The following is a 24,698-nucleotide window of genomic DNA, read 5'->3' on the forward strand; positions in this document are numbered from 1 at the left end:
GCTGGCGCCTCCTCAGGCGCTCCCCCAGCCACCCCCGAGCGCCTTGTAGAGGTTCACGAGGTTCACCGCATCCTTGAGCTGCAGCTCGATCAGCTGCTGCTGCTCGGCGTACAGCTCGCGCTGCGCATCCTGGCTGGAGAAATAGTCCTCCAGGCCGCTGCGGAAGCGGGTGCGCGAGATGCTGGCGACTTTCTCGAGCGACTGCACGCGCAACTGCTGCGCTTCCAGCTGCGGGCGCAGGTGGTCGCCGGCGATCAGGGCGTTGGCGGTCTCGCGGAAGGCCACCTGCGCGGCCGATTCGTACGAGGCCATCGCGGCCGCGAGCTTCTCTTCGTTGCTCGTGACGTTGGCCGAGCGGCGCCCCCAGTCGAACAGCGGCAGCGACACGCCGAGCACGCCGGCCCAGCTCCTGTTGCCGCTGCTCAGCAGCGTCGAGAACTCGTTGCTGACGCCGCCCGCCAGCGCGGTCAGCGAGATGGTCGGCAGCATGGCCGCCTTGGCGGCGCCGATGCCCGAGTTGGCGGCTTCGACGCGGGCGCGGGCGGCCAGCAGGTCGGGCCGGCGCTGCAGCAGGCTGGAGGGCAGCCCCGCCGCCACCGACTGGGTGGAGCGCTCGGGCCAGGGCCGCGCGGAGCCGGTGTCCGGCGGCACGGGCTGGCCCACCAGCACGTTCAGCCCCTGCAGGTCCTGCGCGACGCGCATGCGGTATTCCTCCTGCCGCACGCGGGCGTTCTGCAGCAGCGACTGCGCGCGGTACACGTCGAGCTGCGCGGCGCCGCCCACGGCCTTGGCGCGGCCGATCATGTCCGCGTTGGCCGAGAGCGAAGCCGCGTTGGTGTCGGCCAGCGCGAGCAGCGCACGATCGGCGCGCAGCGTGAGGTACGCGTTGGCCACCTCGCCCACCAGGTTCATGCGGGCCGCCGCGTAGTCCTTGTCGCCGGCCTCGGCCAGGGAGCCGCTTTGCTGCGCCGTGCTCTGCTGGCGGCCGAAGAAGTCGAGCTCGTAAGACATCACGCCGGCCTGGACATCGAAGCTGTTCGACACCCGCCCGTCCGACGGAATGTTGCCCACCGGGCTGAGCGAGCCCTGCGGCGTGGTCTTCGCGCGCTGCGCGTTGCCGGACAGCCCCAGCTCCGGGAACAGCGAGGCGCGGCTTCCCGCGTAGACCGCTCGCGCTTCGCGCGCACGCGCCGCATACACGCGCAGGTCGCGGTTCTGGCGCAGGGCGGTGTCGATCAGGCCTCGCAGCTCGTCGTCCTGCACGAAGCCGCGCCAGTCGGCAGGCTCCGCCGAGGGCACGGTGGCGCCGGCGGGCCAGCTCGACGGCACCGTCAGGTCGGGCTGCTTGAGCGGCGGCGTGAGGTTGCAGCCGCTCGTCACCAGCAGCACGCACACCGCCAGCACGAGGAGCGAAAGCCGCAGGAACATGCGCACGACGCCGGCTCCCGGCGAGCCGAAGCCCGCGCTCGCGAGCAGCGCCGAGGCCGCGCCCCAGGGCCGCACCTGCACCGCGACGTGGCTCGGCGGCACGTTGAAGACATGGCTCACCAGCTGCTCGCGCTGCGCCTCGGTGGCGGCGAAGCGCAGCTCCGCGCTGGCGCGCTTGCGGCGGTCGATGAAGGCCGGCAGCCAGCCCACCGGGTCGACAAAGACCTCCAGCGGCTGGCCCACGCGCAGGCGCTTGAGCAGCGCGCCGCCTTCGATCAGGGCGCCGTCCGCGGCGATGTTGACGAAGCGCGACTCGCCCTCGCCCGCCGCCGTTCGCACCCGCGTCGCGACGCGCCACGGGAATCGCTCCTCGCCATCGGGCCTCGGCAGGTCCACGCAGGCGATGAGCGCGCCGAGGCACAGGACGAGCGCGATGCCGGTCCACACCAGGTTGAGCTGGTCGCCCGGCGCGAGCGACGGCCCGGTCATGATGGCCGTCGCACCGCCCAGCTGCAGCGCGACGAGCAGCCCGCCGAACACGGCAACCAGTTTCCAGTGCACCACCGTCTTCGATCGGTCCAGCCCCTTGGCAGTCACCTTGAACGGATGGCCGAAGGGCTTGAGCATCGCGGCGAGCAGCGTGCCCGTGACGGCCATGGCCGCGACGAGCTGGCTCACCTCGCTGAACACCGGTAGGCAGCGCCGCTGGCTGATCCAGTAGCTGTACGCCCAGAACATCATGAGCGGCGGCAGCCCGTAGGCGGCGAAGGCCTGCGGCGTCGCATGGAAGGCCGACACGTCGGCATACCAGTACAGCGCGGGCGCCAGCATGATCAGCGCCATGAACGGCTTGCCCAGCCAGTGCAGCAGCCCGTGCAGGAAGTGCAGCCGCGCCGAGAGGCTGTATCCCTTGCCGCGCAGCGGCCCGTTCGGCAGCAGCGCGAGCTGCACCGTGCCCAGGCACCAGCGGCTGCGCTGGTTGATGTAGTCGACGATGCTCTCGGCGGACAGCCCGTTCGACAGCCGCTCGCCCAGCCAGCGCGTGACGTGGCCGCGGCGCAGCAGCAGGTAGGTGGTGTGGATGTCCTCGCACACGCTGCCCACCGGGAAGCCGCCCGCGGCCGTGATCAGGTCGCGGCGCACGATGAACGAAGTACCCACGCAGAAGGCGGAGTCGACCGCATCCTTCGCGGGCTGCAGCACGTCGAAGAAGACGCGCTGCTCGTCGACCCAGCTGTCGGTGGCGCGCAGGTTGTGCTGGATGGGGTCGGCGTTGTAGTAGAACTGCGGCGTCTGCACGAGCCCTACCTTCGGGTCGTCGAAGAGCCCGAGCATGCGCCAGGCGATCTGCCGGCGCGGCGCGAAGTCGGCGTCGAGCACCAGGATGAAGGGCGCGTTGGTCGTCTGCGCAGACAGCCGCAGGCCGTTGTTGAGGTTGCCCGCCTTGGCGTGGCTGTTGTCGGGCCGGCGCGCGTAGTTCACGCCCCTGCGCGCGCAGTAGTCGCACAGCCAGTCGCGCCGGGTGTCGTCGAGCACCCAGACCTGCAGGCGCGGGTAGTCGATGGCCTGCGCGGCGATGATGGTCTTCTCGAGCACGGCCAGTTCCTCGTTGTACGTGCAGATGAACACGTCCAGCGCCGGCACATCCGCGCCGCGCGCGCGCAGCGCGGCCTCGCCCAGATCGGCGAGCCGCCGGTTGTCGCGGCGCCGCACCAGCATGTGGATGGACATCAGCGTGTAGACCACGGCCGTCATCTCGAAGAACAGGAACACCCAGGCGAACAGGGTCTCGAAGCCGAGGTCCGAGGGCGGCATGGTGGCCGTCACGCGCCATACGGCATAGCGCATGAGCAGCAGCGCGGTCAGCGCCCCGAACACGGCGCGGTGGCCCGTGCGCTCGACACGGCCCCACGTCATCAGGAGCAGCGCGAGCCCCGCCACGAGGGCGTTGAGCTGGAACTCCGGCGTGGCGATCAGGTGGGACATGATGGAATGGCTCCTGCTGCGGCGGTCTTGCCGGTGAATGGGTTGAAGCCGTTGGCGGCCAGCGCGATCCACGCGGTGGCGCCCAGGTGCGGCCAGTGGTAGTAGAAGAAGTCGGCGCCGGGCGAATCGGGCCCGATGGCCAGCCCCGTGGAAATGCGCGCGCTGGGCGTGGCGTAGTACAGGCCGTTGTCCGCCCGCTGCGATGCGAGCAGCCGCCACAGCGCCTCGGGCGCCGAGCCCTTGCGGGCCACCAGCGTCGCGGCGAACTGCGCGCTGCCTTCGGTCCAGATGCCGTCGGGATCGCGCGAGAAACCGTAGCCCTCGCCGGAGCGGTGGTGCTTCTGCGCCCAGTCGAGCGCGCCCGTCCAGGCGCAGGAGCGGTCGGTCGCCGCCAGCAGCGGCCAGAGCTGCGCGTCCAGGCCCGAGCTTTCGGTGGAGATGGTCGCGCCGTCTTCCTTGGTCCCGATGTTGAAGCGCTGCTCCGACGGGTTCCACATGCGGCCGACGAAGTCGAGTGCGGTGCGCGCCTGGCGGCGCATGGCCTCGCCCTGCCCACCCGCCTCACCCGATCGGGCGGCCCACGCGGCGGCCACCGCGATGTCGATGTTGTGCTCGGTCGACTTCCAGGTCTGCGCACGCTGCGCGTTGTCCCAGCCGTACCAGCCGCCGTTGTAGCCGTCGGGGTCGTTCTTCGCGCGCGTGCGCTGCTCGATCCAGCCGAGCAGCCTGCGCGCGCCCGCCGAATAGGCCGGCGTCGGCTCGGCCTGCGACAGGTTCAGCAGCAGCAGCGCGGCCCAGGCCACGTTGCCGGTGGCGGTGCTCACCTGGTAGGCGTCGGCGATCCACTGCTTGCGGCCCTCGTCCCAGCGGCCGGGCAGCGCGGCCTTGTCCTCGGTCATCGGGCCTGCGCGGTAGGCGTTGCGCACGCGGCCGTCGGCGGCGTTGGGGTCGCGTTCGATGGCGCGCACGACGGCATCGCCGATGCGCCTGGCGGAAGCCGCGTCGCCGCATGCGAGCAGCGCGATGCCGGCCAGTGCGTTGTCGTAGGTGTAGGCCGCGTTCGCCAGCGCCGGCTCCAGCGGCGCAGAGCCGCGGTCGTTGCCGGCAACGCGGTAGCTCGCAAGGAAGAGCGGGCCGCTGGTGGTGCTCTTCTGTGCGTCCTTGACCGCCTGGCGCAGGCCCTCGCAGCTTTGCTGCGCGAGGCGCTGCTGAGTCGATGTCGCCGCGGGCTGCTGGGCAAAGGCCGCCGCGGGCAAGGCAACCATGCAAAGCGCCAGGGCACGCAGCATCGGGATCGCTCGCATGGCTCGTCCCCTCGATCCCGGCTCAGGAGCGCAGGCTCGCCGCGACCACCTTGCCAGGAGCGCACAGGCTGCTTCCCTCGGTGGCCTTCTGCGCCGCGTTGCCCTCGAAGTCCGCGACGGCGTAGATGGAGCCTTGTTCGGCAAAGGGGAAGGGCACGCTGTAGGTGCTCTGCAGCGCATCGGACGCCACCGGCAGCAGCTGCTGCACGCGCGCCGGCATCGCGGGACCGTTCTGGTCGAGCTTCACGTCGAGCATCGAGCCGATGCTCAGCCGCTTCGCCACCCGCGCGGGAAACACCGCCACCACGCCCAGACGCCGGCAGTCGGTGACGCGCACCAGCGAAGCCCCGGCGGTGACGTAGGCGCCTTCGGGCGCCAGCACGGTATGGACCTGGCCCGGCTGGCTCGCCTTGACTTCATACGCCGAGAGCTTCTCCACCCGCTGGCGCTCCTCGTTCTCCAATGCCGTCACCTGCTTGAGCTGCGCGAGGATGGCCGTGCCGTCCTGCTTTGCGCGATTCACGCTGTTGCGCAGCACCTCGCGCCGGCTCTCCAGCGTCTGGAAGATGCTGTTGCCGCCGGTGCCCACGAAGGCGCCCTGCCCCGCGCTGGCCACCGTCTGCGCCTGGCCGGCGAAGGCCTGCTCGGCCACCGACGCATTGGCGCGCGCCGTGTTCAGCTGCGCCTCGGCCGCGTTCATCACCTGCTCGCTGATCGCGCCCTGTTCGAGCAGCGCCTTGTTGACCCGGACCTTGTTCTCCTGCTCCTCGACCACGCTGTGCGCGACGTCGCGCTGGCGCTGCGCGATCTGCCATGAGTCCCAGGCCTGCGCCAGCGAAGCCTCGCGGTGCACGTTGGCCTCGTGCCCGACGAACTTCAGCTCCTGGCTGTCGGCCTTGAAGTGGTTGCCCAGTTGGGCGAGCTGGCTCTGCAGCGCGAGGCGCTGCGAACTCAGCGTGGTGAGGATCTCCTGGTTGATGGTCGGGTTGCGCACCGTTGCCACCACGGTGCCCGGCTCGACCGTGTCGCGCGCATGCACCACCATCTGCGTGACCACGCCGTTGATCGGCGAGGTGATGAGCCCCACGGGCGCCTGCAGCACCGCCCGGGTGGCCTGAGAGGACAGCAACGGCTGCACCAGCGTCGAGACCATCAGCCAGAGCACGAACGCCAGCAGGCCATAAGCCGCGAGCTTGGGCACGAAGGCGCCGCGCTGCCGAAACCGGCCGCGCGGACCGGAAGGCGGACGCACCGCCGCACGGGCCGCGCCCCTCGGGCGCCGGGAAGGAAGAACTGAACGGAGTTTCGAAACACGCATGACCACCCCTTGGCGACGAACGTGCGCAAGGGTCGGAACTCCGGCGCACGTCCACTGGTTGAAGAGACTCAGGCACCGCGTTCGCGAACATCTCGGGTATTTCCGCCGTCCGCGTGCTTGCTGCAGTGCAATATCAAGGTAAGGCGGAACCCCCGTTTTTGGCTGCATCGGAGCGAAACAGAGTGTGCAAAGTTCACATTTGGGCCACAGCACGGTCGGGCGAAAGTCCTACATCGCCACGGCATGAGGGTCACGCGGCGACGAGGTGGCGCAGCCGTTAGGCAAGGCCGAAGCCGGCACCGCGCGTCAGAGGGAAGCGCGGAAATCGCGACGCCGATGCACCGCGATGCGGGCGCGAAGGGCGAGGTCGCGGCGGCCGGATATTCGGTAACGTTACTGACGGATCCGTCCAATCATGAACGGCTCCTGACTCACTCCCTGCTCCCGAATCGCTCGGCGCGAAGTGAATTCGTCCGACATGAGTGCACACGCCAGAGGCACAGATTGGTTTTCTTTCTGGAGGCCGCCATGTCCGGACCAGACCTGAAGAAACTCATCGTCCTCGCCGCAGCCTGCCTGGCTGCGATTCACGCAACGGCGCAGCAGGCGCCGCTTCCAGTGCCGGCGGAAATCGATGCGACCAAGCCCAAGGGCGACGGCAACGCGAACAAGCCTGCCGAGGCAGCAAGGCAGGAGGCCATCCGCCGGGCGGCCATCAAGAAGTGCGACGACCTCAGGAGCGCGGCGGAGCGATCCGCCTGCGCGGCGCAGGCCGACGCTGACAAGGCCAGGGGCGGCGCGAACAGCGATGCGTCCCTTCCCGACAAACCCGCCGCGCCGGTCGTCGCGCCGAACGGCCAGGCACCAGACAGGAACAGCAAATGAGCAAATCCCCCGGTCACCGGAAACATCCCGGCCACCAGGTCCGTGAAACGCGGCTGCAGCAATCCGTGGAGGTCGAGGCCGAAGGCGTTGTCATCGCCACGTCCAACAATGTCGTGAGGGTCGACGAAGACCACGCCCCCGCGCGCTACTACTTCCCGCGCTCCGACGTGCGGATGGAGAAGCTGGCGCGTTCGCAGACCACCACCGAGTGCCCGTTCAAGGGAACGGCGCACTACTACAGCCTGAATCTCGGCGAGAGACGGCTGGAGGACGCGGTATGGAGCTACGAAGACCCGTACGACGAGCACCAGGGCCTGAAGGCGAGGCTCGCGTTCTACGACGACAAGTTCCCCGAGATCCACGTGCGGGTCGGGTCCGGCGCATGAGCGCCCCCTGCACGTCCAGAACTAGAACTTCGTCGCCGCTCTCGGCCGCTGTTCCTCGTCGGCGCTGCTTTCGTCGTCGGCTGTCGCGATCCGCAGCCTCGCCTGCTCGTGCCGCAGCGAGAGTTCGCTGCGCCGCTCCTGCGACGGCTCGTCGTCCGCTGCCCCATCGTCGTCGTCGAAGTCGATCAGGAACTGCGATTCCTCGAAGGTGAGGCCGTGCACTTCCTGGCTCCTGGCGTTGATGGCCAGGAGGCCATCCGCCAGCAGGCGGGCGCGCCGCTCGCTCGAAATCCGGAGCATCTGCATGGGGGTCCTTTCCTGATCCAGGGTTTTACCCCTGTCCGGATGTTGAACGGCGCACGAGCGCAGCCGGTCGGAAGGCGCAGCGCATCGGCGTGAGAACAGTCCGTCACCGCATCGCGCGTCAGCATGCACTGACGGGCGCATCGCCCAGCGTCCTATCGACGCATCCTCGGTGCTTTCTAGTCTGGATTTCATGCGCCGGACAACCCGAACCGGGTGAACCAGCTATCCGATCCTTTTCCGATCCTTTTCCCGGTTCCATCCTGTGTGCAACGAGCGCCGGCGTTCCAAGGAGATGGACATGAACAAACTCATCTACAGCTGCATTGCCGCATCCTGCCTCACGGTGCTTTCGGCCCATGCGCAGATGAACGCACCCACGGCACCCGCGGCCGATCCGGCGGTCGCCGAACTCAAGGCCGGCCGCGACAAGATCGCAGCCGACTACAAGGCCGACCGCGCAGCCTGCGATGCCATGAAGGACAACGCAAAGGACGTCTGCGTGGAAGAAGCCAAGGGCAAGGAAAAGATCGCCAAGGCCGAACTCGACCAGAAGGTCAGGCCCAGCGACAGCGGCGCCCGCAAGGTGGCCGAGGCCAAGGTCGAGGTGGCCTACAGCATCGCCAAGGAAAAGTGCGACGACCAGAAGGGCGACGCCAAGTCCGCGTGCATGAAGCAGGCCAAGGCCGACGAGGACAAGGGCAAGGCCGAAGTCAAGGCCATGAAGAAGTAGGCCCGCAGCGCAGCGACAGCAGTTCCGCCGGGCATGAAGGAAGAACAGCGGCCGCAGGGTGCCGAACGCGAAGAGCGCCGCGTCTTCGCGTGGGGCATCGTGGCGGCGGTGATCGCGCTGTTGGGCGCGCTCGCCTACTTCCACGTGCTCCAGAAGCGCTTCGAGGTTCCGGTGGAACTGCCGGCCACGCCCACTGCGCCGACCGCGCCGGGCGAACCGGCTCCCGGAACTCCCCGGGGCAGTTAGCCCGGTTTCTCCAGCAGCCAGCTTGCCGGCGGCGAGCCATGGCTGCCCATTTCAGAAAAGGATTTCCAGATGCGAAAGATCAACGATGTGATGACCCGCGACGTCGAGGTCATCAGCCCCGATGCGACCATCGCCGAAGCAGCGAAGCGCATGCGCGACGGCGACTTCGGGATGATGCCGGTGGGCGAGAACGACCGCATGGTCGGCGCGATCTCCGACCGCGACATCGCCATCCGCGGCGTGGCCGAGGGCCATGACGGCAACACCAAGGTGCGCGACGTGATGTCCGACGGCATCCGCTGGGCCTACGAGGACGACGCGGCGCAGATCATGGCCGAGCACCAGATCAGGCGCCTTCCGATCGTCGACCGGGACAAGCGGCTCGTCGGCATCCTCGCGCTCGCCGACGTGGCGGTGAAGGAGCGCAAGACCAAGCCGGCCACCGAAGCGCTCTGCGGCATTTCGCAGCCGGTGCCGGCCTGAGTGCCGCGGTCCGGTTCCAGGCCGGCTTCGATGACTTCCCTGACAACGAAGTCCATGCTGGTGGCCGGCGCCCTGATGCTGTGCGCCGGACCGGCCGCCGCGCAGCCCGCGGCAGGGCAGCGGCCGCCGGCCGGCACCGGCGAAGCTCAGCCCGGCGCAGACCCGGCAATCATCGTGAAGCCGCCCGGCAACGGCGATCCGCGGCTGGTGAAGCCCGCTCCGCCGCACAGAGACCAGGGCCTGATCGAGAAGCCGCCCGCGGATGCCGTGCCGGGCGAGCGCGATCGCGCCAAGCCCCGCGCCGGCCCTCCCCCGCGGTCACGCGCGGACCGCCCATGCAAGGGGTCCACCGAGGATTGCAGGCGGTGAAGCAAGTCACGTCCACAGGAGCTCCCGCAGATGAAGTTCAAGATTCTCAACAAGCAGCCCGAGCGGACCATCGCCCTCGTGTTCGAAAAAGGCGACGACGTCATCCCCATCCTCGAGAGATTCGCGAAAGAGCACGCACTGACCGCCAGCCGCTTCAGCGCCATCGGCGCGCTGCGGTCCGCCGAACTCGGGTATTTCGACTGGGAGCGCAAGGACTACGAGCGCATTCCGGTCGATGAACAGGTCGAGGTGCTTTCGCTCAACGGCGACATCGCACTGGATGGCGACCGGCCCAAGGTGCACGCGCATGCGGTGCTGGGGCGGCGCGGCGGCAGCACCATCGGCGGCCACGTGCTGCAGGCCACGGTGCAGCCCACGCTGGAGGTACTGCTTGTCGAATCGCCAGGCTACCTGCGCAAGACCTGCGACCGCGAAACGGGGCTGGCGCTGATCGACGTCGACGCCTGAGCGGCGTCATTCGCCCTCGTCCTTCGCCTCGTCCTTCGCCTCGTCCTTCGCCTCGTCTTTCGGTTTCTTCGCCTGGATGTCCTCGGTCCACGCCGCCACGTCCTCCTGCGTCATGCCGCTGGCCGGGGTGAGGCGCATGTCCACGTAGCCCATCTGGCGCACGTCGGGCAGGTACTGCTCACGCGAGAGCAAGGTGCCGGCGCAGACGTGGTCTTCCGGATGCGGCGCCTCGCGCATCTCGTCGGCGAGGCGGTCGATCAGGCGGGCGACCAGCCATGCGGGAATGCGGTGGCGCTCGCCGGGATAGATGTAGCCGAACAGCGTCACGTGGGCCATCAGCACCCGCCAGTGCACGCCGAAGCGCTCCAGCAGGCCGGCCCAGTCGAGCCGCTCCGCGCACGCGAGCATCAGGTGGGCGATGTCGCCTCCGTCGAAGCGCTCGCGCTCCATGATGAAAGCCTTGGACAGCACGCAGTCCTCGGCATTGGCCACGAGCACCGGCACGCCCAGGACCTCGGCACTGCAGTTGCCCCTGAACCAGCGCTCGTCCACCGGGAACAGGCCGTTGCCCGAATTGAAGATCAGGTCGATGAACTCGCGGCCGTCGTGCACCTTGGCCAGCCAGTGCGGGTGGCGCATCTCGGCGCGCCAGCCGTACTTCTGCAGCAATAGCTGCGCGATGCGCTCATAGTCCTCGCGCCGGATGAAGAGGTCCAGATCCTTGGTCGGGCGGCGGATGCCCGTGTAGCAGGCCTGGGCGAAAGTGCCGCCCACCAGAAAGGGAATTCCGGCGCTGGCCAGCGCGCGCAAGGTCCGGCGGTAGAAGTCGGCCACGCGGGGATCGACCTCGTCCTCGAGCGAAGGCGCGAGAGCGGGAGCAGCAACTGCTGCCGCGGCAACTGCAACGGCCGGATGATCCATGTCGGGCAGCGTAGGTACCGCGAGCGAACCCGGGCCCGGCGCGAAAGGCCCCATCGAACGTCGGCGGGCACATACAGGCGCAGCGGGATGGGGCCGATGAGCATCCATCGCGTGCTGGCGCAGGCTGGCATCGCCATGGCTCATCCCAAGTCTTCTTCTCACGTCCGCTTTGCCGCGGTGGGCGATCTCCATGTTCATCGCGACTCTGCAGGCTCGCTGCACGGCTTCTTCGCGCAGGCCGCCGACGAGGCCGACGCGCTGCTTCTGTGCGGCGACCTCACCGACTATGGCACCGCGGAGGAAGGCAGGATCCTCGCCGCGGAACTGAGCGGCGTGTCCGTTCCCATCGTCGCCGTGCTGGGCAACCACGATTTCGAATCCGGCACACCCGGGCAGGTGGTCGAGGTGCTGACCCAGGCCGGCGTGCGCGTGCTCGACGGTTCCATCTGCGAGATCGAGGGAGTGGGCATCGCCGGAGTCAAGGGCTTCGGCGGCGGCTTCGGGCGCGGCTCGCTCGGCGCCTGGGGCGAGCCGGCGATCAAGCTCTTCGTGCAGGAAGCACTGAACGAAGCGATGAAGCTCGAGTCGGCGCTCGCCAAGTTGCGCACCCGGCGCCGCATCGCGCTGCTGCATTACTCGCCCATCGTCGGCACGGTGCAGGGCGAGCCGGTGGAGATCTTTCCCTTTCTCGGCAGCAGCCGGCTCGAGGAGCCGCTGCTGCGCTATCCGATGGATGCCGTGTTCCACGGCCACGCGCACCGCGGCACGCTGCAGGCGCGCACCATCAACGACGTGCCGGTCTACAACGTGGCGAGGCCGCTGCTGCTGCGCAGCCGGCCGGGCGAGCCGCCATACTTTCTGTACGAGCTGCCGCGCGAGGCAGCCGAAGAAGCGGCACCGCCACCCGCCGCCTGACCTGGCGTTCAACAACGGGCGCGGCTGCCGGCCATTTCCCCGCCGGCCAGCCTGCCCCGTGCCCGGGAATACCCTCTGACGCCCTCCTTGCCATCTTGCCTACATTTCTTGCATGCAAGAAATGGCATTGCTTGCATGCAAAACCAGGCAAGACAAACAGCAGGTAGACAGACAGGAGACACCCCATGCCCCGCTTCGCCAAGTCGCTTTTCGGTCAGGTGGTCATCGCGCTGGTGCTCGGCGTGCTCGCGGGGCTGCTGGCTCCCGAGTACGCCATCAAGCTCAAGCCGCTCGGTGACGGTTTCATCAAGCTGATCAAGATGATCATCCCGGTGCTGGTGTTCTGCGTGGTGGTGCATGGCATCGCCGGCGCGGGAGACCTCAAGCGCGTGGGCCGGGTGGGCGTGAAGTCGCTCATCTACTTCGAGGTGCTGACGACCATCGCGCTGGCCATGGGCCTGGTGCTGGCCTTCGTGTTCCAGCCGGGCACGGGCATGAACGTCGACCCGTCGAAGCTCGACCCGGCCGCGATGAGCGCCTATGCCTCGAACGCCGACAAGCTCACGAGCGGCGGCACGGTCGAGTTCCTGATGAAGCTCATCCCGACGACGGTGGTGAACGCCTTCGCCACCGGCGACGTGCTGCAGGTTCTGCTGTTCGCGGTGCTCTTCGGCTGCGCGCTCACGCTGCTGGGCGATCGCGGCAAGCCGGTGGCGGCGGTGATCGACGCAACGTCGCTGGTGCTCTTCAAGATCATGGGCATCATCATCAAGCTGGCACCGCTGGGCGTGCTGGGCGCCATCGCGTTCACGGTGGGCCAATACGGCATCGGCTCGCTCAAGCAGCTGGGCATGCTGGTGGCGCTCTTCTACGGCGCGGTGCTGGTCTTCGTGTTCGTGGTGCTCGGGCTGGTGATGCGCATGTCGGGCTTCAGCCTGATCAAGCTGCTGCGCTACCTGCGCGAGGAACTCACCATCGTCTTCGCCACCACCTCTTCCGACAGCGTGCTGCCGCAGGTCATGGCCAAGCTGCGCCGCATGGGCATCCGCGATTCGACGGTGGGCCTGGTGATTCCCACGGGATACTCGTTCAACCTCGACGCCTTCTCGATCTACATCACGCTGGCGGCCGTGTTCATCGCACAGGCCACCAACACGCCGATCTCGATGGCCGACCTGCTGACCATTCTGGCAATCGCGCTGGTCACCTCCAAGGGCGCCCACGGCGTGCCCGGCTCGGCCATCGTGGTGCTGGCGGCCACGCTGCACGCGATTCCGGCGATTCCCGCCATCGGGCTGGTGCTGGTGCTGTCGGTCGACTGGTTCATGGGCATCGCCCGCGCGCTGGGCAACCTGATCGGCAACTGCGTGGCGACCGTCGCCATCGCCGCCTGGGAAGGCGACATCGACCGCGAACGCGCCCATGCGGTGCTCGACGGCAACTATTCGCCCGACGACGAGCCGCTGGCCGAAGCCGAATCCGGGGCCAGGCCCGTGGTAAACACCGCAGCACACTAATTGATAGAGAAAGAAGCCGGACCATCAACATGCCCGCCCCCGACGTCAGCCCCACCGTCATCGCCGAACGCGTCGTCGAGGCCATCCTCGCGCAGAAGCTCGCGCCAGGCGAACGGCTGGGCGAGCAGGCGCTGGCGGAGAACTTCTCGGTAAGCCGCACCATGGTGCGCGAGGCGCTGATGCAGCTGCAGGCACGCGGTTTCGTCGAAGTGCAGTCGCGCCGCGGCTGGTATGTGGTGGAGCCCTCGGCCGAGGAAGCGCGCGACGCCTTCTCGGCCCGGCGCATCGTCGAGGCCGGCATCCTCGAGGCCAGCGAAGGCCGGCCGCTCGCGAAGGTGATCCGCAAGCTGCGCGACCACATCGCCGACGAACAGCGCGCCATCGAGGGCGCCGACGCCGCCACCCGCGCTTTCCTGCTGGCCGACTTCCACGTCTGCCTGGCCGAGCAGATGGGGCATCAGTTGCTGGTGGATGTGCTGCGCGACCTGACGGCACGCACCACGCTGGCGGCCACGCTTTACCAGTCCAAGCATGAAGCCGGGCAGTCTTGTGCGGAGCATGGCGCGATCGTCGCGGCGCTGGAGGCCGGCGACACGGCCGGGGCGCGGCGGCTGATGCTGGAGCACATCGGCAATGTCGAGCGGGCGCTGGAGGTGGATGCGGCGGCGGAGCCGGATGCGACGAGCAGGTTGAGGGCTACGCTGGCGCCGGTGGCGTTGCCGCGGGCGCGGCGGTGAGTGCTGCACGGCCACTCGCTTCGCAACGCGCGGTGTAGCCGGCAATGACCCCGGATTTCCATTGGTCCGTCGCAGTCGGGGCAATGCGCTCCTCATGGTCCGTGAATTCATGCGGCGTGCTCAGGTGGTCACACTGGCAAAACGCAATTAATCCCTTCATCTGACCTGATTGAGCTGCTCGATGGCGATTTGAAGATCCGCATTCACTGAGTCAGAGGGTTTCAATTCATTTCCTGATGCAAAAAAAATCCTTTAGGCCCGCATAAAGAGCATTAAAAAAATCAATCTTGCCACAAACAATTTTCGCCTCTTCTTTCCGAGAGATCTCAAACTGCTTTCCCCTGGATTTAAAGCTCATCCAAAAAGAAGAATCTGCCCCCACAAAATCAAAGGTACCGCGCGCATCATTCAATCTCAAAACGCCGAATATCAAATCAGAAATTGCTATATAGATCATCATCAAATCTCGAGAACTTCCTTGAGATGATATTTTTTCACATCCCAGCTCAATCGAGATATTTCCCATATCGAAGCCTCGAGGCTCGGAGTTTGGATCTACCCTAGAAAACGAAATCTTCATCCTCGCTCGCTCCTCACCACTCAAATAACTTGCCTTAGGCGCGAAAGAACTTTGAAAATCAATTCATCTCGCCGCACACTCAATTCCTTTTCAAGAGAAAACTCCTCGCCAACGAAATTAAAAATCTCCTCACCCTCTTTGCCTTCCTGGTTCATTATTTCCGCGACAACCAGACAATTTCCGTCCTCGAGATTATTAAGCTGAATTATTAAATCGAGCTCCTGCGGATAAAAACTTGCATAAGCATAAAAAACCCGTCCGTTGTCATTCACTCCAGAATTAGCTTTCATCACGTTACCCACAGTTAGGAAGTGCGCTCCGATTTCTTTAATATAGTTTTCCAAAAAATACTTCATTTGCGATTACTTCCTGCCTTTTGATCGAATTCTGCCAAGCAAGCCTTCTGTATATAAATGTGGTCTTCCGATGCCGCGAGTAGCCGACCAGGATTTGAGCCTTTCATCATTTGGATCATTTCTTGGCCGTATGGTGACATGCCCATCAGATTTATCATGGATTACGTCCAATCCGAAGGAGCATGCATGTGCGACGTCTAGTTCGACATATTTCCCCGAGTCCAATCCGTCAACACTTGTAGCAGCAGAAAGCCCGGGCAGTCGACTTCCTTTTCTAACATCATCAACCCCTGGACGAGGAGTCATGCTATCGGCGGTTCCAGAGGCATTTCGATAAATGCTTCCGGCTTTAAGCGGTTTGGGTAGAAATACGCTTAAACCACGTGGATCGATCCACATTATTGAGTTGGGGGCATACGCATGCAAATTGATGCCACCCAAGATGCCAATTGGATCTTTCGAGACGAACCGTCCACTCACCGGGTCGTAATACCGATACCGGTTGTAGTGCAGCCCCGTCTCGTAGTCAAAGTCCTGCCCTTGGAAGCGGATAGGGTTGCGGAAGCCAGCCCTCCTGCCCACCTCACTGATCGCCTGCTTCGCTTCCCCCAAGCCTTGTAGCTCGCCGACCACGCCACACGTCCCTCGTGATCCGTCAGCTCCTGCGGCGTGCCCAGATGGTCGCACTGGTAGAAGGCGATTTCTTCCTCGCTGAACGGCGCAGGTGCTCGGTTCTGTTCTCCGTTCCATAACAGGTCCAGCTCGATGTCGAAGCGTTCGCCTTTGTCGGCCCTCAACGCTCTCGCATCTGTCGTCCGGCTCAACCCAACTGCTTGGGCCTTGCCGGATCAGCGCCAGCGGCACGAATAAGTCAGGTTCTTGGATGCAATGGACGCCGATTATTGATATCAGCCTTCAAACCTAAATCCGAAGATGCCATTCGAAAGGAAATATTGCCCCCCATGATTTGGAGATCAAAAATCTCACAAGCAGCACTTTCATGACTCTTAGAAATCACGAAAAAACCCATGCTTGCAAATTTCAAATCCATCTCATCAACTGCTGAAAATTGCTGAGACTCAACGAGTATCTCATACTCCAAAAATATGGCTTTATATTTTTCAAAAGAATCATTTGGAGAAAATTTTCCAATATAGATTCCATTCTCCAAAGAATTAATCGATATGACTCCCAAGTCAACAAAAGCAAAATCCAAAAGATCAAAATTCATTTCTTCAGAGGACATGATGTTTGAACTCCAAGTGCGCTGGAAAGACTTCGAAGATTCTCATCGTTGAACCCTTCAGTACCATGTGGGTGCACTATTCGCGCATGATTTGGAAATTTGCCTGTTGGGTCAGAGATAACATCGAAGCCGGAATTTCTTATTTGATCTGAAGTTCCAGAGGCTATAGTACCTGCAGCTTGCTGCAGTCCTGTCGCCCGAGGAAAAGCATCTCTCATCTGAGTTGATGCCGTGCAGGGGCAGCAGCTGTGAAGCACCGAAATTCCTGGCGGATTCAGATTTTTCTCGCCAGGTTTTAGCCGCAAATTCTCTATCGAATTACCACCAATACGATTGACAGACGTTCCATTCGGGAGGGATTTCCCAACCAGACCCAACGGATCAATCCATTCGAGCGGGTTCGGCGCGTAATGTTGGAGATTGATTCCACCCGCCAATTTGATCGGATCGCTGCTTACGAACCTCCCTACCAGCGGATCGTAATAGCGATACCGGTTGTAATGCAGCCCCGTCTCTTCATCCCAGTACTGACCTTGAAAGCGGATGGAGTTTCGAAAGCCAGCCCGCCGTCCAGCCTCACTGATCGCCTGCTTCGCCTCCCCCCAAGCCTTGTAGCTCGCCGACCACGCCACACGCCCCTCATGATCCGTCAACTCCTGCGGAGTGCCCAGATGGTCGCACTGGTAGAAGGCGATTTCCTCTTTGCTGAACGGCGCAGGTGTTCGGCTCTGTTCCCCGTTCCATAGCGGGTCCAGCTCGATGTCGTAGCGCCCGCCGTTGTCGGCCATCAGTGCCTTCACATCCGTAGTCCGGCTCAACACGACGGCCTGGGCCTGCCGGATCTGCACCAGCGGCACGAACGAGCCGGGTTCATGTATGTAGTGAACGCTGTCGCCAAGCCAGCCACCCTCCTGCCAGCCCTCGATGCTCTGCGTGCTCTCGAACGCCAGCGTGTCCCCGTCCCAGCCGAACAAGGTGCAGGCATGCCGCGTGCGCTTGGCGATGCGCCGGCCCAGGGGGTCGTAGCTGAAGCTCGTGGTTTCGCCGAAGGTCTCGGCGCTGCGCAAGCGGTTGTAGCCGTCCCAGGTGAACACCGTTTTTTCGCCGTTGCGGCTGCGCTCGATGAGGTTGCCGCGCTCGTCCCACTTGTAGCGGGTGCCGGCGTAGTCCTTGAGCAGGTTGTCCATCAGCTTGCCGGCCAAGCTGAGGCCGTCCCCGCCCGCGCGAACGGCGGCTCGATTGGTGATGCGGCCTGTCGGCTGCACCGTGCCTTCCGCTTCTGAAGAAGGGTTGCCGATGTTCCCCGCCGGATCGAACGCGAAGGTCTCCCGTCCCAGTCGGCTGTTGGCTTCGAGCAGGCGGCCTACCGGGTCATAGCGGTAGCTCAGGTTGCCGCGGCGGCTGTCGCCAATGGCGATCAACTGGCCCGCCTTGTCGTACTGGTAGCTGCGGCGGATGCCGGTGGGCTGAAGAGCGTCTCGCCTGGTCTGGGATATCTGCTGCTCCAGCAGTCGGCCGGCCGGGTCGTAGCTCTGTTTCTGCAGGAGCCCATTGGCCTGTTCGCGCCCGATCTCGCGGTGCAGGTCGTCGCGCTCGAAGCCGACGATGTCCTGCCCGTCGACGAGCAATCCGTGCACGTGGCCGGAGCCATAGGTGAGCCACTGCGTCACGTGGCCGTCGGGGCGGATGGTCGCAACGCGCTGGTTGAGTTCGTCGTAGCCGTGCTGCCAGACTGCGGTGAGAGCGCCCTCCACATAGTGCTGATGCTCGCGCGTCAGGTTACCCGCGGGGTCATAGAACCATTGCAGCTTGGCGTCGCTGTTGCCGGCTTCGACCAACCGGCCGTTCCGGTCGTAGGCGAAGCTCTCGGCAACACCGCCGGCCCTGCGCTCGGTCAGGCGGCCGATAGCGTCGAATTGCAGCATCGTGGTGTGATCGCCCTCGGCCACTTCCGCCAAAACTCCCGTGGAGTCTTCATAACGGTACCGTGTGGTCTTGCGGTCGAAGCCCACTTCTTCCAGCAGACGGCCCACGGGGTCATAACGGAAGTCGTAGCGGCTGCCGTTCTCGTTGTGCAGTTCGCTCAAGCGTCCGAGCAGGTCCCAGCGGTACTTGAGCGTGTGCCCCGCCGCATCGGTGCGCCTGGACACGAGGCCGGAGCGCGTGTAGTCATAACTCGTCCTGCGCCCCAGCGCATCGGTGTGCGCAAGCAGGCGTCCCTCGGCGTCATGCACGAAATGCTCGCTGCTGTTGTCCGGCAGGGTGATTTCCTCGAGCTGACCTGGACGGTTGGCGTTCGCCGCAGCGGCAGCGTTCCCGTGCCCGTTCGCCCCGGTGTAGCGATATCGCGTGCCCTGGCCCATGGCATCGATCGCCTTGATAAGGCGCCCCTGCGCGTCGTATTCCCACCGCGTGGTCTTGCCCGAGCAATCGGTGTGGCTGGCAAGTTGCCCAGCGCAGGTGTAGGTCAGCGTCTTGGCGCCGCCCTTCGCATCGGTGATTCGCACGGGCCGGCCGGCCTTGTCGTAGGCGTATGCGGTCTTGTGCCCCAGCGGGTCGATCTCTTCGACGAGGTTGCCGTCGGCGTCGTAGTCGCGCTTCCAGACACCGCCCTCGGCGTCGCGCAGGCCCGTCACGCGTCCGCGCTTGTCGTGCGCGAAGTGCACCTGACTGCCGTCGGCCCGCGTGTGGGTCCGCAGGTTGCCGTCGGCGTCGTAGCTGAAGTCGTCGGTGCTGCCGTCGGTGTGGACATGGCGCGTGATGTTCTTCGCCTTATCGCGAAAGAACCACTCCTGGCGCTTGTCGGGATGGATGATCCGGTAGGTGTAGCCGAGGATGTCGTAGTAGTACCAGGTCTCACCGCCGAGCGCATCGGTCGCATAGGTCAGGCGGATGTTCCTGTCCCACTCGAGCCTGAGGGCGAAGCTCCCGTCATCGCTCCACTCGCGAACCGCCCTGGCATCGACGCCGGTGCCGTCGTACTCGAGGTTGATGCCCCGGCCCGTGCGGTCGGTGTACCGGGTCACGAGATGGCGGCTGTAGCTGTAGTTCCAGGTTTCGCCGTTTTCGTCCTGGGCCGCGACGAGGTCGCCTTCGGCGCCGTGCACATAGCCCGCGAGTTGTCGCACGACCTGGCCGCCCTTGATCTCCCACAGGCTGGCGATCAATCCGCTTCTCGCATCGGGGCGAGTGCCCACGTGGGCCACGGTGACATCACCCTGCTTGCTGACGATGTCGCTCAAGACCTGTTCGCCGGTGGCTGCGATCACATGGTCGTAGCGCAGGCCGATGCTGGCCTCCTTGCCGGCGTGCAGCGCGACAAGCCGGAAGTGCTGTCTGCCTTGCGTAGCGACCTTGCGGGCGGAGGTATCCACCAGCTCGTAGACCTCGCGCCAGTCGCCGGATTCGCCGCTCGATACGGGCTTGCCGAAATCCAGAGCCAACAGCCTCTCGCTCAGCCGCGTGAGCGTCACTTCTTCGATGGCATCGCGGTAGCTCCGGCCCACGGCCAGCAGCGGATAGGCATGGCTGCGGCCGTCCGCGCCGTGATAGACCAGGCTGGGCTCGCCGGCCCGCGGGCCCTGCGTCGGTGTGGCGATGTCCACGCGCGTGCTGTAGGGAGTGAGCCATCTCGCGCCAAGGGTGCCCTCGTCGAAAGCGCCAAGATTGCTGCGATAGGTGCGCGCCCAGGTGATGGGCAACGGCGCAACCAGTGTGAAGTCGACGTGGGTGAAGCTTTCGCAGCCGGTCGCCAGGCTGATGGCGAACCTGCTTGCCGAAGGGACCGTTGTGCCCGAAAGCGGGCAGTTCTTGCAGCCGGGGTCGCCGTGGGCCGGCGCCTGTACACGCACGTGCTCGACCCGGGTGCCGGGCCTGCTCTTGGTTGCTTCGGCACCTGCACCTGGCGACATGATGGCCGCGCGCAGGCTCTTCTTCTGCGCCATGGCCGACAGCAGCTGGCGCAGCAGCCACATGATGCTGCCCTGCAGTTCCTGGTTGGCGAGGTCGGTCAGTTGCCTGCGGAAGTCCGCCTTCAAGGCAACCAAGCTCTCGATCACCTCGCTGACCCTGGCCCTGACGCTTTCGGGCAGGTAGGCTGCGGCCTTCCTTGCGGCGTAGTTGGCGGCGCGCCTGGCCGTGCCCTCGGAGTACTTCACCGCGCGGCGCCACATACCGCTCCATGTGCTTTGGGTCCTGGGGTCGTAGTCGTTGGTTTCGGGGGCACCCGGCCTGGCGACGGTGAAGAGGTCCTGCCCGCCGAGCACGCGCTGAAGAATGCCGATCAGGTTGTCCAGGATGCTGTCGGAGAGCCTCGCGCAATCTTCCAGAATGCCCGAGAGCCTTGCGATGGCGCCGTCGATGAAGGTCTCCAGCTCACCGACGATGGATGCATTCAGGTGCCCCACCAGCATGGTGACGATGGTCTGGCCGAGATTCCTGGCCCCGTGCAGGAGTTCCTGCCTGACGAGGTGCAGCGTGGGCCGCAGGCTCATGCGCGCCGCGGCCATGGTGGGCGGCGCTGGAATCAGGCCGATGAGATTGATGCCGAGGCTCGCCCAGTTCAGGAACCTCGTGACGGCATCGGTGGACTTCTTGTCGAGGATAGTGACGATGTCGAGAAACACATCCACCAGCGCCATGATGTTGCCCACGATGGGGATGCCGCCCAGCACAGTGGTCAGCCGGTCGAGCGTGACATAGCCGCCGGTGAAGGACCGCAGCCACTCGTCCACCGCCTTGCTCGCGGCGGCGATGTCTTCCTTGGCGATGGTGTTCAGCGGGGCGACGGCCGTCTGGGGCTCGCGCTCGGCGATAGATGTCGGCGCGGGCTGGCCTTGACGTGTGCCCGATGGTGGCCGCTGCGGCGTGCCTGGTCCCATAGTCCAGTCTCCCTGACTGCGTCTGTTTGTTTCGTGAAGATCAATTGGGAAAGAAAAGAGGCTCGGCCGCGCAATCGGGCTGCCGGCTTGCAGAGTTACGGCGCCTCTGCCGACGGGTTCTGAATCCGGACGTGCAGGACCATTGCCGAATCAATGCCTGCAGGCACGACAGGAATCCCGGAGCAATTCGTGCTGCACGAATTGCAATTGCAAATTGAGCTCACGCTCACCTCCCTCTTTTATTTCTTGCAGAAAATCCTAGGACGCAAGCCGACGCGAATGCGGGCATCTGAAATAAACGAGCGGGCTTTGGTGCGATTTGTCTCGATATTCCCAACGCAGGAGAGCAGATCCTCGATCGCTCGAGCGAGCCGAAGCCGGCAAATGGGTTCTGCTGTCGCTGCGCTCGGCTACAGTCCGAGACACTTATGAACTCACCCCAACTCCAGCGCGGCGTGTTCCTCGCCCTTCTCGCCGCCGTGACCGTCGCCTTCCTCTGGGTGCTGATGCCGTTCTTCGGCGCGGTGCTGTGGGGCGTGGCGCTGGCGATCCTGTTCACGCCGCTCTACAAGCGGCTGCTGAAGACGATGCGCGGCAAACCCAATGCGGCGGCGCTGTCGACGCTGGCGATCTGCCTGTTCATCGTGATCCTGCCGCTGGCCATGGTGGGGGTGTCGCTGGTGCAGGAGATCGCGCTGGTCACACAGAGCATCCGCTCGGGCCAGATCAACTTCGCGGCCTACTTCCAGCAGATCCTCGACGCCTCGCCGCAGTGGCTGCTGAACCTGGTGGAGCGCTTCAACCTGGGCGACATGGCGGCATGGCAGGCACGCATCTCGGCGGCCGCCGGGCAGGCCAGCCAGATCATCGCGAGCCAGGCACTGGCCATCGGCCAGAACACTTTCGACTTCATCGTCAGCTTCTTCGTGATGCTGTACCTGCTGTACTTCCTGGTGCGCGACGGCTCCGACCTTTCCAAGCGGATGCGCGACGCGCTGCCGCTGGCCAAGCCCCACACGCACTACCTGCTGAACAAGTTCACCACCGTGATCCGCGCCACGGTCAAGGGCAACGTGGCCGTGGCGGTCGCGCAGGGCGCGCTGGGCGGGCTGGCCTTCTGGTTCCTCGGCGTGCAGGGCGCACTGCTGTGGGCGGTGCTGATGGCATTTCTCTCGCTGCTGCCGGCCGTGGGCGCGGCGCTGATCTGGGGGCCGGTGGCCATCTACTTCCTGGCCACGGGGCATTTCTGGCAGGGCGGCGTGCTGATCTTCGTGGGCGTATTCGTCATCGGCCTGGTCGACAACATCCTGCGCCCCGTGCTGGTGGGCAAGGACACGCAGATGCCCGACTACATCGTGCTGATGTCGACCATCGGCGGCATGGCGATCTTCGGCATCAACGGCTTCGTGATCGGGCCGGTGATCGCGGCGCTGTTCATGGCGGCATGGAGCCTCTTTGCCGACTCCGGCCATGTGGGCCCAGGGCACGAGCAGGCCGAGGACGCACAGCCCAGACAAGTCGCCAAGGACGAAAAAGCCGGCTGAAGCCGGCGCCGTCCGCTCCCCGCCGCGCGCATTTCGCGCGCGCAATCCCGCATTCCGTCGCATGAGGCTGGGCGCCGCGCCCGGCCTGCGGGATCGTCGGGCCTCCAACAACCAACGAGGCCCGTCATGCAACTCCGCCTTCCCCCGTTCCGCCCCGCCGTGCGCGCCCTGTGCGCGGCCGCGATCCTCGCGCCCCTGGGCGCCCTCGCCGCCGACCTGAGCCTGAGCGTCGCCGACGGCCCGGCCGCGGACGCCACGCTCTACGTCGCGGTGTACGGCGACGCCGCCAGCTACACCGACGGCAAGCCCGTGGCCTCGCAGACCGCACCGATGCGCGAGGGCAAGGCCCGCCTGCTGTTCACCGGCCTGGCGCCCGGGCGCTACGCGCTGCGCGTGTTCGCCGACGAGAACGGCAACGGCAAGCTCGACACCAACCTCATGGGCATGCCCATCGAGCGCTACGGCTTCTCGAACGACGCCAAGGGCAACCGCGCGGCGCCCGGCTTCGACGCGGCGGCGATCAGTGTCGAGGCCGACATGCAGACGGTCATCCACCTGCACTGACGACGAAGGGAGACAGCCATGGAACGACGCGAACTCCTGCGCCTGCTGGCTTCGGCCGGTGCCCTCCCCCTTCTGGCGCCGCTGGCGCGGGCAGCCGGCACGGCGGACGACTGGCAGGTCCAGTTCGAAGCCTCCGGCGCCCCCTGGAAGACCGGCTTCGCCACGCCCCGGGACGACTTCCCTCCGACCCGCGCCACCGTGCGCGGCCGCTTCCCCGATGCCGTCGCTGGAACGCTGTTCCGCATCGGCCCGGCCGGCCATGACCTGGGCGGCGAGCGCTACCACCACTGGTTCGACGGCGACGGCATGGTGCACCGCTTCGTGATCGAGGGCACCGACGTGCGGCACCAGGGCCGCTACGTCGCCACGCCCAAGCGCGTGGCCGAGACGAAAGCGGGCCGCCGCCTGTGCGAGGCCTTCGGCACCACGCCGCCGGGCGTCGAGCCGCCGACCTCGGCCGACAGCATCAACGTCGCCAACACCAGCGTGCTGCCGATGGGCGGCGAGGTGCTGGCGCTGTGGGAAGGCGGCTCGGCCACGCGCATCGACGCGAGCACGCTCGACACGCTGGGCGTGAAGACCTGGCGCGCCGATCTCGCGGGCATGCCGTTCTCGGCCCATCCCAAGATCGATCCGGACGGCACGGTGTGGAATTTCGGCGTGAGCTCCGGCCAGGGCCTGCTGGCGCTGTACGAGATCGCGCCCGAAGGCACGCTGCGTCGCGCTGCTGTGGTGCCGGTGGCCGACATGCCAATGGTCCACGACTTCGCCGTGACCGAGCGGCACCTGGTGTTCCTGCTGCCGCCGCTGGTCTACGACGGCAAGCGCAAGACGGACGGCACGAGTTTTCTCGATGCGCACGTCTGGCGGCCCGAGCTCGGCATGCGCGCGCTGGTGGTCGACAAGCAGAACTGGGAGCGCCGCCAGATGCTCGCGCTGCCGGCGGGCTTCCTGTTCCATGTCGGCAACGCCTGGGAGGAAGACACGCCGCGCGGCACGCAGATCCACATCGACTACGTGCGCTCTGACAACGCCGACTCGGTGTTCATCAGCAACCGCGAGGTGATGCGCGCGCGCCGCGTGAAGACCACCGAGCCGCACCTGACTGTCGCCACGCTGAATCTGTCCACCGGCCGGGCCACGCAGACGGCGCTGGCGCAGGAGGCCGAGTTCCCGCGCATCGATCCGCGCCGCGTCGGCCTGCGGCATCGCCAGGTGGTGCACGCCACGCAGATCCGGCGCGACCTGCCCGGCTTCGGCGCCGTCGCGCGCACCGACGTGGAAACCGGCCGCAGCCAGCGCTTCAGCTACGGCGCGCAGACCATGGTGGAAGAGCACGTCTTCGTGCCCGACGGCTCGAAGCCGGGCTGGGTGCTGGGCACGGCCTTCGACTTCGGGCGGCAGAAGACGGTGCTCTCGTGCTTCGCGGCCGACAATCTGGCGGCGGGACCGGTGGCACAGGCTACGCTGCCCTACGCCCTGCCGCTGGGGCTGCACGGCGCCTTCGTGGCGGCCTGAGGCCATGGCGA

24 protein-coding genes are annotated in these 24,698 nt (G+C 65.8%); 13 read left to right on the plus strand and 11 right to left on the minus strand.

Going from position 1 to position 24,698, the window contains the following annotated elements; all coding sequences use genetic code 11:
* Nucleotides 1-12 precede the first annotated feature (12 nt).
* From ABL838_RS22875 to ABL838_RS22885, 3 genes are read right to left on the minus strand one after another with little or no spacing between them, the layout of a single operon-like run.
* Entirely contained in the window at nt 13-3,414 is a 3,402-nt protein-coding gene (locus ABL838_RS22875) for an efflux transporter outer membrane subunit (protein ID WP_418122059.1), read from the minus strand.
* Nucleotides 3,402-4,718 (minus strand): hypothetical protein, encoded by a 1,317-nt coding sequence (locus ABL838_RS22880; RefSeq protein WP_418122060.1) that lies wholly within the window; start codon nt 4,716-4,718, stop codon nt 3,402-3,404. Before ABL838_RS22880 ends, ABL838_RS22875 begins: the two co-directional genes overlap by 13 nt.
* Nucleotides 4,719-4,740: 22 nt before the next feature.
* Nucleotides 4,741-5,919, minus strand: a complete 1,179-nt coding sequence (locus ABL838_RS22885) for an HlyD family secretion protein (protein WP_418122061.1) — start codon at nt 5,917-5,919, stop codon at nt 4,741-4,743.
* Nucleotides 5,920-6,540: 621 nt separating this feature from the next.
* Between ABL838_RS22885 and ABL838_RS22890 the strand changes: the two genes are divergently transcribed.
* Both ABL838_RS22890 and ABL838_RS22895 read left to right on the plus strand, forming a co-directional pair.
* Complete coding sequence (locus tag ABL838_RS22890; protein ID WP_418122062.1) at nt 6,541-6,921, plus strand: hypothetical protein; 381 nt, start codon at nt 6,541-6,543, stop codon at nt 6,919-6,921.
* Nucleotides 6,918-7,307 (plus strand): DUF427 domain-containing protein, encoded by a 390-nt coding sequence (locus ABL838_RS22895; RefSeq protein WP_418122064.1) that lies wholly within the window; start codon nt 6,918-6,920, stop codon nt 7,305-7,307. The genes ABL838_RS22890 and ABL838_RS22895 overlap by 4 nt, the downstream gene beginning before the upstream one ends.
* A gap of 21 nt (nt 7,308-7,328) precedes the next feature.
* Here ABL838_RS22895 and ABL838_RS22900 read toward each other — a convergent pair whose 3' ends face one another.
* Complete coding sequence (locus tag ABL838_RS22900) at nt 7,329-7,613, minus strand: hypothetical protein (protein WP_418122065.1); 285 nt, start codon at nt 7,611-7,613, stop codon at nt 7,329-7,331.
* A 298-nt stretch (nt 7,614-7,911) separates the two neighbouring features.
* On the opposite strand from ABL838_RS22900, the gene ABL838_RS22905 reads away from it, so the two are divergent.
* The 5 genes from ABL838_RS22905 (at nt 7,912) to ABL838_RS22925 (ending at nt 9,909) form a co-directional block, all read left to right on the plus strand.
* Entirely contained in the window at nt 7,912-8,343 is a 432-nt protein-coding gene (locus ABL838_RS22905) for a hypothetical protein (RefSeq protein ID WP_184641200.1), read from the plus strand.
* 33 nt (nt 8,344-8,376) lie between these two features.
* A complete protein-coding gene (locus ABL838_RS22910) occupies nt 8,377-8,589 on the plus strand; it encodes a hypothetical protein (protein ID WP_418122066.1) in 213 nt (70 codons plus the stop codon).
* Nucleotides 8,590-8,658: 69 nt separating this feature from the next.
* Nucleotides 8,659-9,072, plus strand: a complete 414-nt coding sequence (locus ABL838_RS22915) for a CBS domain-containing protein (RefSeq protein ID WP_418122068.1) — start codon at nt 8,659-8,661, stop codon at nt 9,070-9,072.
* Between the two features lie 30 nt (nt 9,073-9,102).
* Entirely contained in the window at nt 9,103-9,441 is a 339-nt protein-coding gene (locus ABL838_RS22920) for a hypothetical protein (RefSeq protein ID WP_418122069.1), read from the plus strand.
* 30 nt (nt 9,442-9,471) lie between these two features.
* The gene (locus ABL838_RS22925; protein ID WP_126023479.1) at nt 9,472-9,909 is read left to right on the plus strand and encodes a PPC domain-containing DNA-binding protein; all 438 of its coding nucleotides are present in this window, start codon (nt 9,472-9,474) and stop codon (nt 9,907-9,909) included.
* Nucleotides 9,910-9,915: 6 nt separating this feature from the next.
* Here ABL838_RS22925 and ABL838_RS22930 read toward each other — a convergent pair whose 3' ends face one another.
* Nucleotides 9,916-10,830: a nucleotidyltransferase gene (locus ABL838_RS22930; RefSeq protein ID WP_418122071.1), complete on the minus strand. Its 915-nt coding sequence runs from the start codon at nt 10,828-10,830 to the stop codon at nt 9,916-9,918.
* Nucleotides 10,831-10,926: 96 nt separating this feature from the next.
* Between ABL838_RS22930 and ABL838_RS22935 the strand changes: the two genes are divergently transcribed.
* The 3 genes from ABL838_RS22935 (at nt 10,927) to ABL838_RS22945 (ending at nt 13,999) form a co-directional block, all read left to right on the plus strand.
* The gene (locus ABL838_RS22935; RefSeq protein WP_418122072.1) at nt 10,927-11,745 is read left to right on the plus strand and encodes a metallophosphoesterase family protein; all 819 of its coding nucleotides are present in this window, start codon (nt 10,927-10,929) and stop codon (nt 11,743-11,745) included.
* A gap of 185 nt (nt 11,746-11,930) precedes the next feature.
* On the plus strand, nt 11,931-13,262 hold the full coding sequence (locus tag ABL838_RS22940) for a C4-dicarboxylate transporter DctA (protein ID WP_418122073.1): 1,332 nt from the start codon (nt 11,931-11,933) through the stop codon (nt 13,260-13,262).
* Between the two features lie 29 nt (nt 13,263-13,291).
* Entirely contained in the window at nt 13,292-13,999 is a 708-nt protein-coding gene (locus ABL838_RS22945; protein ID WP_019657009.1) for a GntR family transcriptional regulator, read from the plus strand.
* Nucleotides 14,000-14,225: 226 nt separating this feature from the next.
* Here ABL838_RS22945 and ABL838_RS22950 read toward each other — a convergent pair whose 3' ends face one another.
* From ABL838_RS22950 to ABL838_RS22975, 6 genes are read right to left on the minus strand one after another with little or no spacing between them, the layout of a single operon-like run.
* Nucleotides 14,226-14,579, minus strand: a complete 354-nt coding sequence (locus ABL838_RS22950) for a hypothetical protein (protein WP_418122074.1) — start codon at nt 14,577-14,579, stop codon at nt 14,226-14,228.
* Between the two features lie 20 nt (nt 14,580-14,599).
* Complete coding sequence (locus tag ABL838_RS22955) at nt 14,600-14,935, minus strand: hypothetical protein (RefSeq protein WP_418122075.1); 336 nt, start codon at nt 14,933-14,935, stop codon at nt 14,600-14,602.
* 6 nt (nt 14,936-14,941) lie between these two features.
* Nucleotides 14,942-15,517 carry an RHS repeat-associated core domain-containing protein gene (locus ABL838_RS22960; protein ID WP_418125899.1) on the minus strand — a complete coding sequence of 192 codons (576 nt, stop codon included), beginning with the start codon at nt 15,515-15,517 and terminating at the stop codon, nt 14,942-14,944.
* Nucleotides 15,412-15,759 (minus strand): RHS domain-containing protein, encoded by a 348-nt coding sequence (locus ABL838_RS22965; RefSeq protein WP_418122077.1) that lies wholly within the window; start codon nt 15,757-15,759, stop codon nt 15,412-15,414. Before ABL838_RS22965 ends, ABL838_RS22960 begins: the two co-directional genes overlap by 106 nt.
* Before the next feature lie 47 nt (nt 15,760-15,806).
* Nucleotides 15,807-16,181, minus strand: coding sequence for a hypothetical protein (locus ABL838_RS22970; RefSeq protein ID WP_418122078.1), 375 nt, complete (start codon nt 16,179-16,181; stop codon nt 15,807-15,809).
* Nucleotides 16,163-21,061 carry an RHS repeat-associated core domain-containing protein gene (locus ABL838_RS22975; RefSeq protein WP_418122080.1) on the minus strand — a complete coding sequence of 1,633 codons (4,899 nt, stop codon included), beginning with the start codon at nt 21,059-21,061 and terminating at the stop codon, nt 16,163-16,165. The genes ABL838_RS22970 and ABL838_RS22975 overlap by 19 nt, the downstream gene beginning before the upstream one ends.
* Nucleotides 21,062-21,489: 428 nt before the next feature.
* Between ABL838_RS22975 and ABL838_RS22980 the strand changes: the two genes are divergently transcribed.
* From ABL838_RS22980 to ABL838_RS22990, 3 genes are all read left to right on the plus strand, one after another.
* Nucleotides 21,490-22,605, plus strand: a complete 1,116-nt coding sequence (locus tag ABL838_RS22980; RefSeq protein WP_184641193.1) for an AI-2E family transporter — start codon at nt 21,490-21,492, stop codon at nt 22,603-22,605.
* Between the two features lie 126 nt (nt 22,606-22,731).
* Complete coding sequence (locus ABL838_RS22985) at nt 22,732-23,169, plus strand: DUF2141 domain-containing protein (protein WP_418117470.1); 438 nt, start codon at nt 22,732-22,734, stop codon at nt 23,167-23,169.
* A gap of 18 nt (nt 23,170-23,187) precedes the next feature.
* Nucleotides 23,188-24,687 (plus strand): carotenoid oxygenase family protein, encoded by a 1,500-nt coding sequence (locus ABL838_RS22990; protein ID WP_418122081.1) that lies wholly within the window; start codon nt 23,188-23,190, stop codon nt 24,685-24,687.
* Nucleotides 24,688-24,698 lie beyond the last annotated feature (11 nt).

The organism is Variovorax sp. 160MFSha2.1, assembly GCF_048305075.1.
Classification (GTDB): Bacteria; Pseudomonadota; Gammaproteobacteria; order Burkholderiales; family Burkholderiaceae_C; genus Variovorax; species Variovorax guangxiensis.

Excerpts from the sequence above, each read along its gene's own strand:
- ABL838_RS22930 (WP_418122071.1), bottom strand. The coding sequence starts at position 10,830 with ATGGATCATCCGGCCGTTGCAGTTGCCGCGGCAGCAGTTGCTGCTCCC.
- ABL838_RS22915 (WP_418122068.1), top strand. The coding sequence starts at position 8,659 with ATGCGAAAGATCAACGATGTGATGACCCGCGACGTCGAGGTCATCAGC.
- ABL838_RS22920 (WP_418122069.1), top strand. The coding sequence starts at position 9,103 with ATGACTTCCCTGACAACGAAGTCCATGCTGGTGGCCGGCGCCCTGATG.
- ABL838_RS22925 (WP_126023479.1), top strand. The coding sequence starts at position 9,472 with ATGAAGTTCAAGATTCTCAACAAGCAGCCCGAGCGGACCATCGCCCTC.
- ABL838_RS22980 (WP_184641193.1), top strand. The coding sequence starts at position 21,490 with ATGAACTCACCCCAACTCCAGCGCGGCGTGTTCCTCGCCCTTCTCGCC.
- ABL838_RS22975 (WP_418122080.1), bottom strand. The coding sequence starts at position 21,061 with ATGGGACCAGGCACGCCGCAGCGGCCACCATCGGGCACACGTCAAGGC.
- ABL838_RS22945 (WP_019657009.1), top strand. The coding sequence starts at position 13,292 with ATGCCCGCCCCCGACGTCAGCCCCACCGTCATCGCCGAACGCGTCGTC.
- ABL838_RS22875 (WP_418122059.1), bottom strand. The coding sequence starts at position 3,414 with ATGTCCCACCTGATCGCCACGCCGGAGTTCCAGCTCAACGCCCTCGTG.
- ABL838_RS22970 (WP_418122078.1), bottom strand. The coding sequence starts at position 16,181 with ATGTCCTCTGAAGAAATGAATTTTGATCTTTTGGATTTTGCTTTTGTT.
- ABL838_RS22880 (WP_418122060.1), bottom strand. The coding sequence starts at position 4,718 with ATGCGAGCGATCCCGATGCTGCGTGCCCTGGCGCTTTGCATGGTTGCC.
- ABL838_RS22900 (WP_418122065.1), bottom strand. The coding sequence starts at position 7,613 with ATGCAGATGCTCCGGATTTCGAGCGAGCGGCGCGCCCGCCTGCTGGCG.
- ABL838_RS22940 (WP_418122073.1), top strand. The coding sequence starts at position 11,931 with ATGCCCCGCTTCGCCAAGTCGCTTTTCGGTCAGGTGGTCATCGCGCTG.
- ABL838_RS22910 (WP_418122066.1), top strand. The coding sequence starts at position 8,377 with ATGAAGGAAGAACAGCGGCCGCAGGGTGCCGAACGCGAAGAGCGCCGC.
- ABL838_RS22955 (WP_418122075.1), bottom strand. The coding sequence starts at position 14,935 with ATGAAGTATTTTTTGGAAAACTATATTAAAGAAATCGGAGCGCACTTC.
- ABL838_RS22990 (WP_418122081.1), top strand. The coding sequence starts at position 23,188 with ATGGAACGACGCGAACTCCTGCGCCTGCTGGCTTCGGCCGGTGCCCTC.
- ABL838_RS22985 (WP_418117470.1), top strand. The coding sequence starts at position 22,732 with ATGCAACTCCGCCTTCCCCCGTTCCGCCCCGCCGTGCGCGCCCTGTGC.
- ABL838_RS22950 (WP_418122074.1), bottom strand. The coding sequence starts at position 14,579 with ATGAAGATTTCGTTTTCTAGGGTAGATCCAAACTCCGAGCCTCGAGGC.
- ABL838_RS22935 (WP_418122072.1), top strand. The coding sequence starts at position 10,927 with ATGAGCATCCATCGCGTGCTGGCGCAGGCTGGCATCGCCATGGCTCAT.
- ABL838_RS22905 (WP_184641200.1), top strand. The coding sequence starts at position 7,912 with ATGAACAAACTCATCTACAGCTGCATTGCCGCATCCTGCCTCACGGTG.
- ABL838_RS22895 (WP_418122064.1), top strand. The coding sequence starts at position 6,918 with ATGAGCAAATCCCCCGGTCACCGGAAACATCCCGGCCACCAGGTCCGT.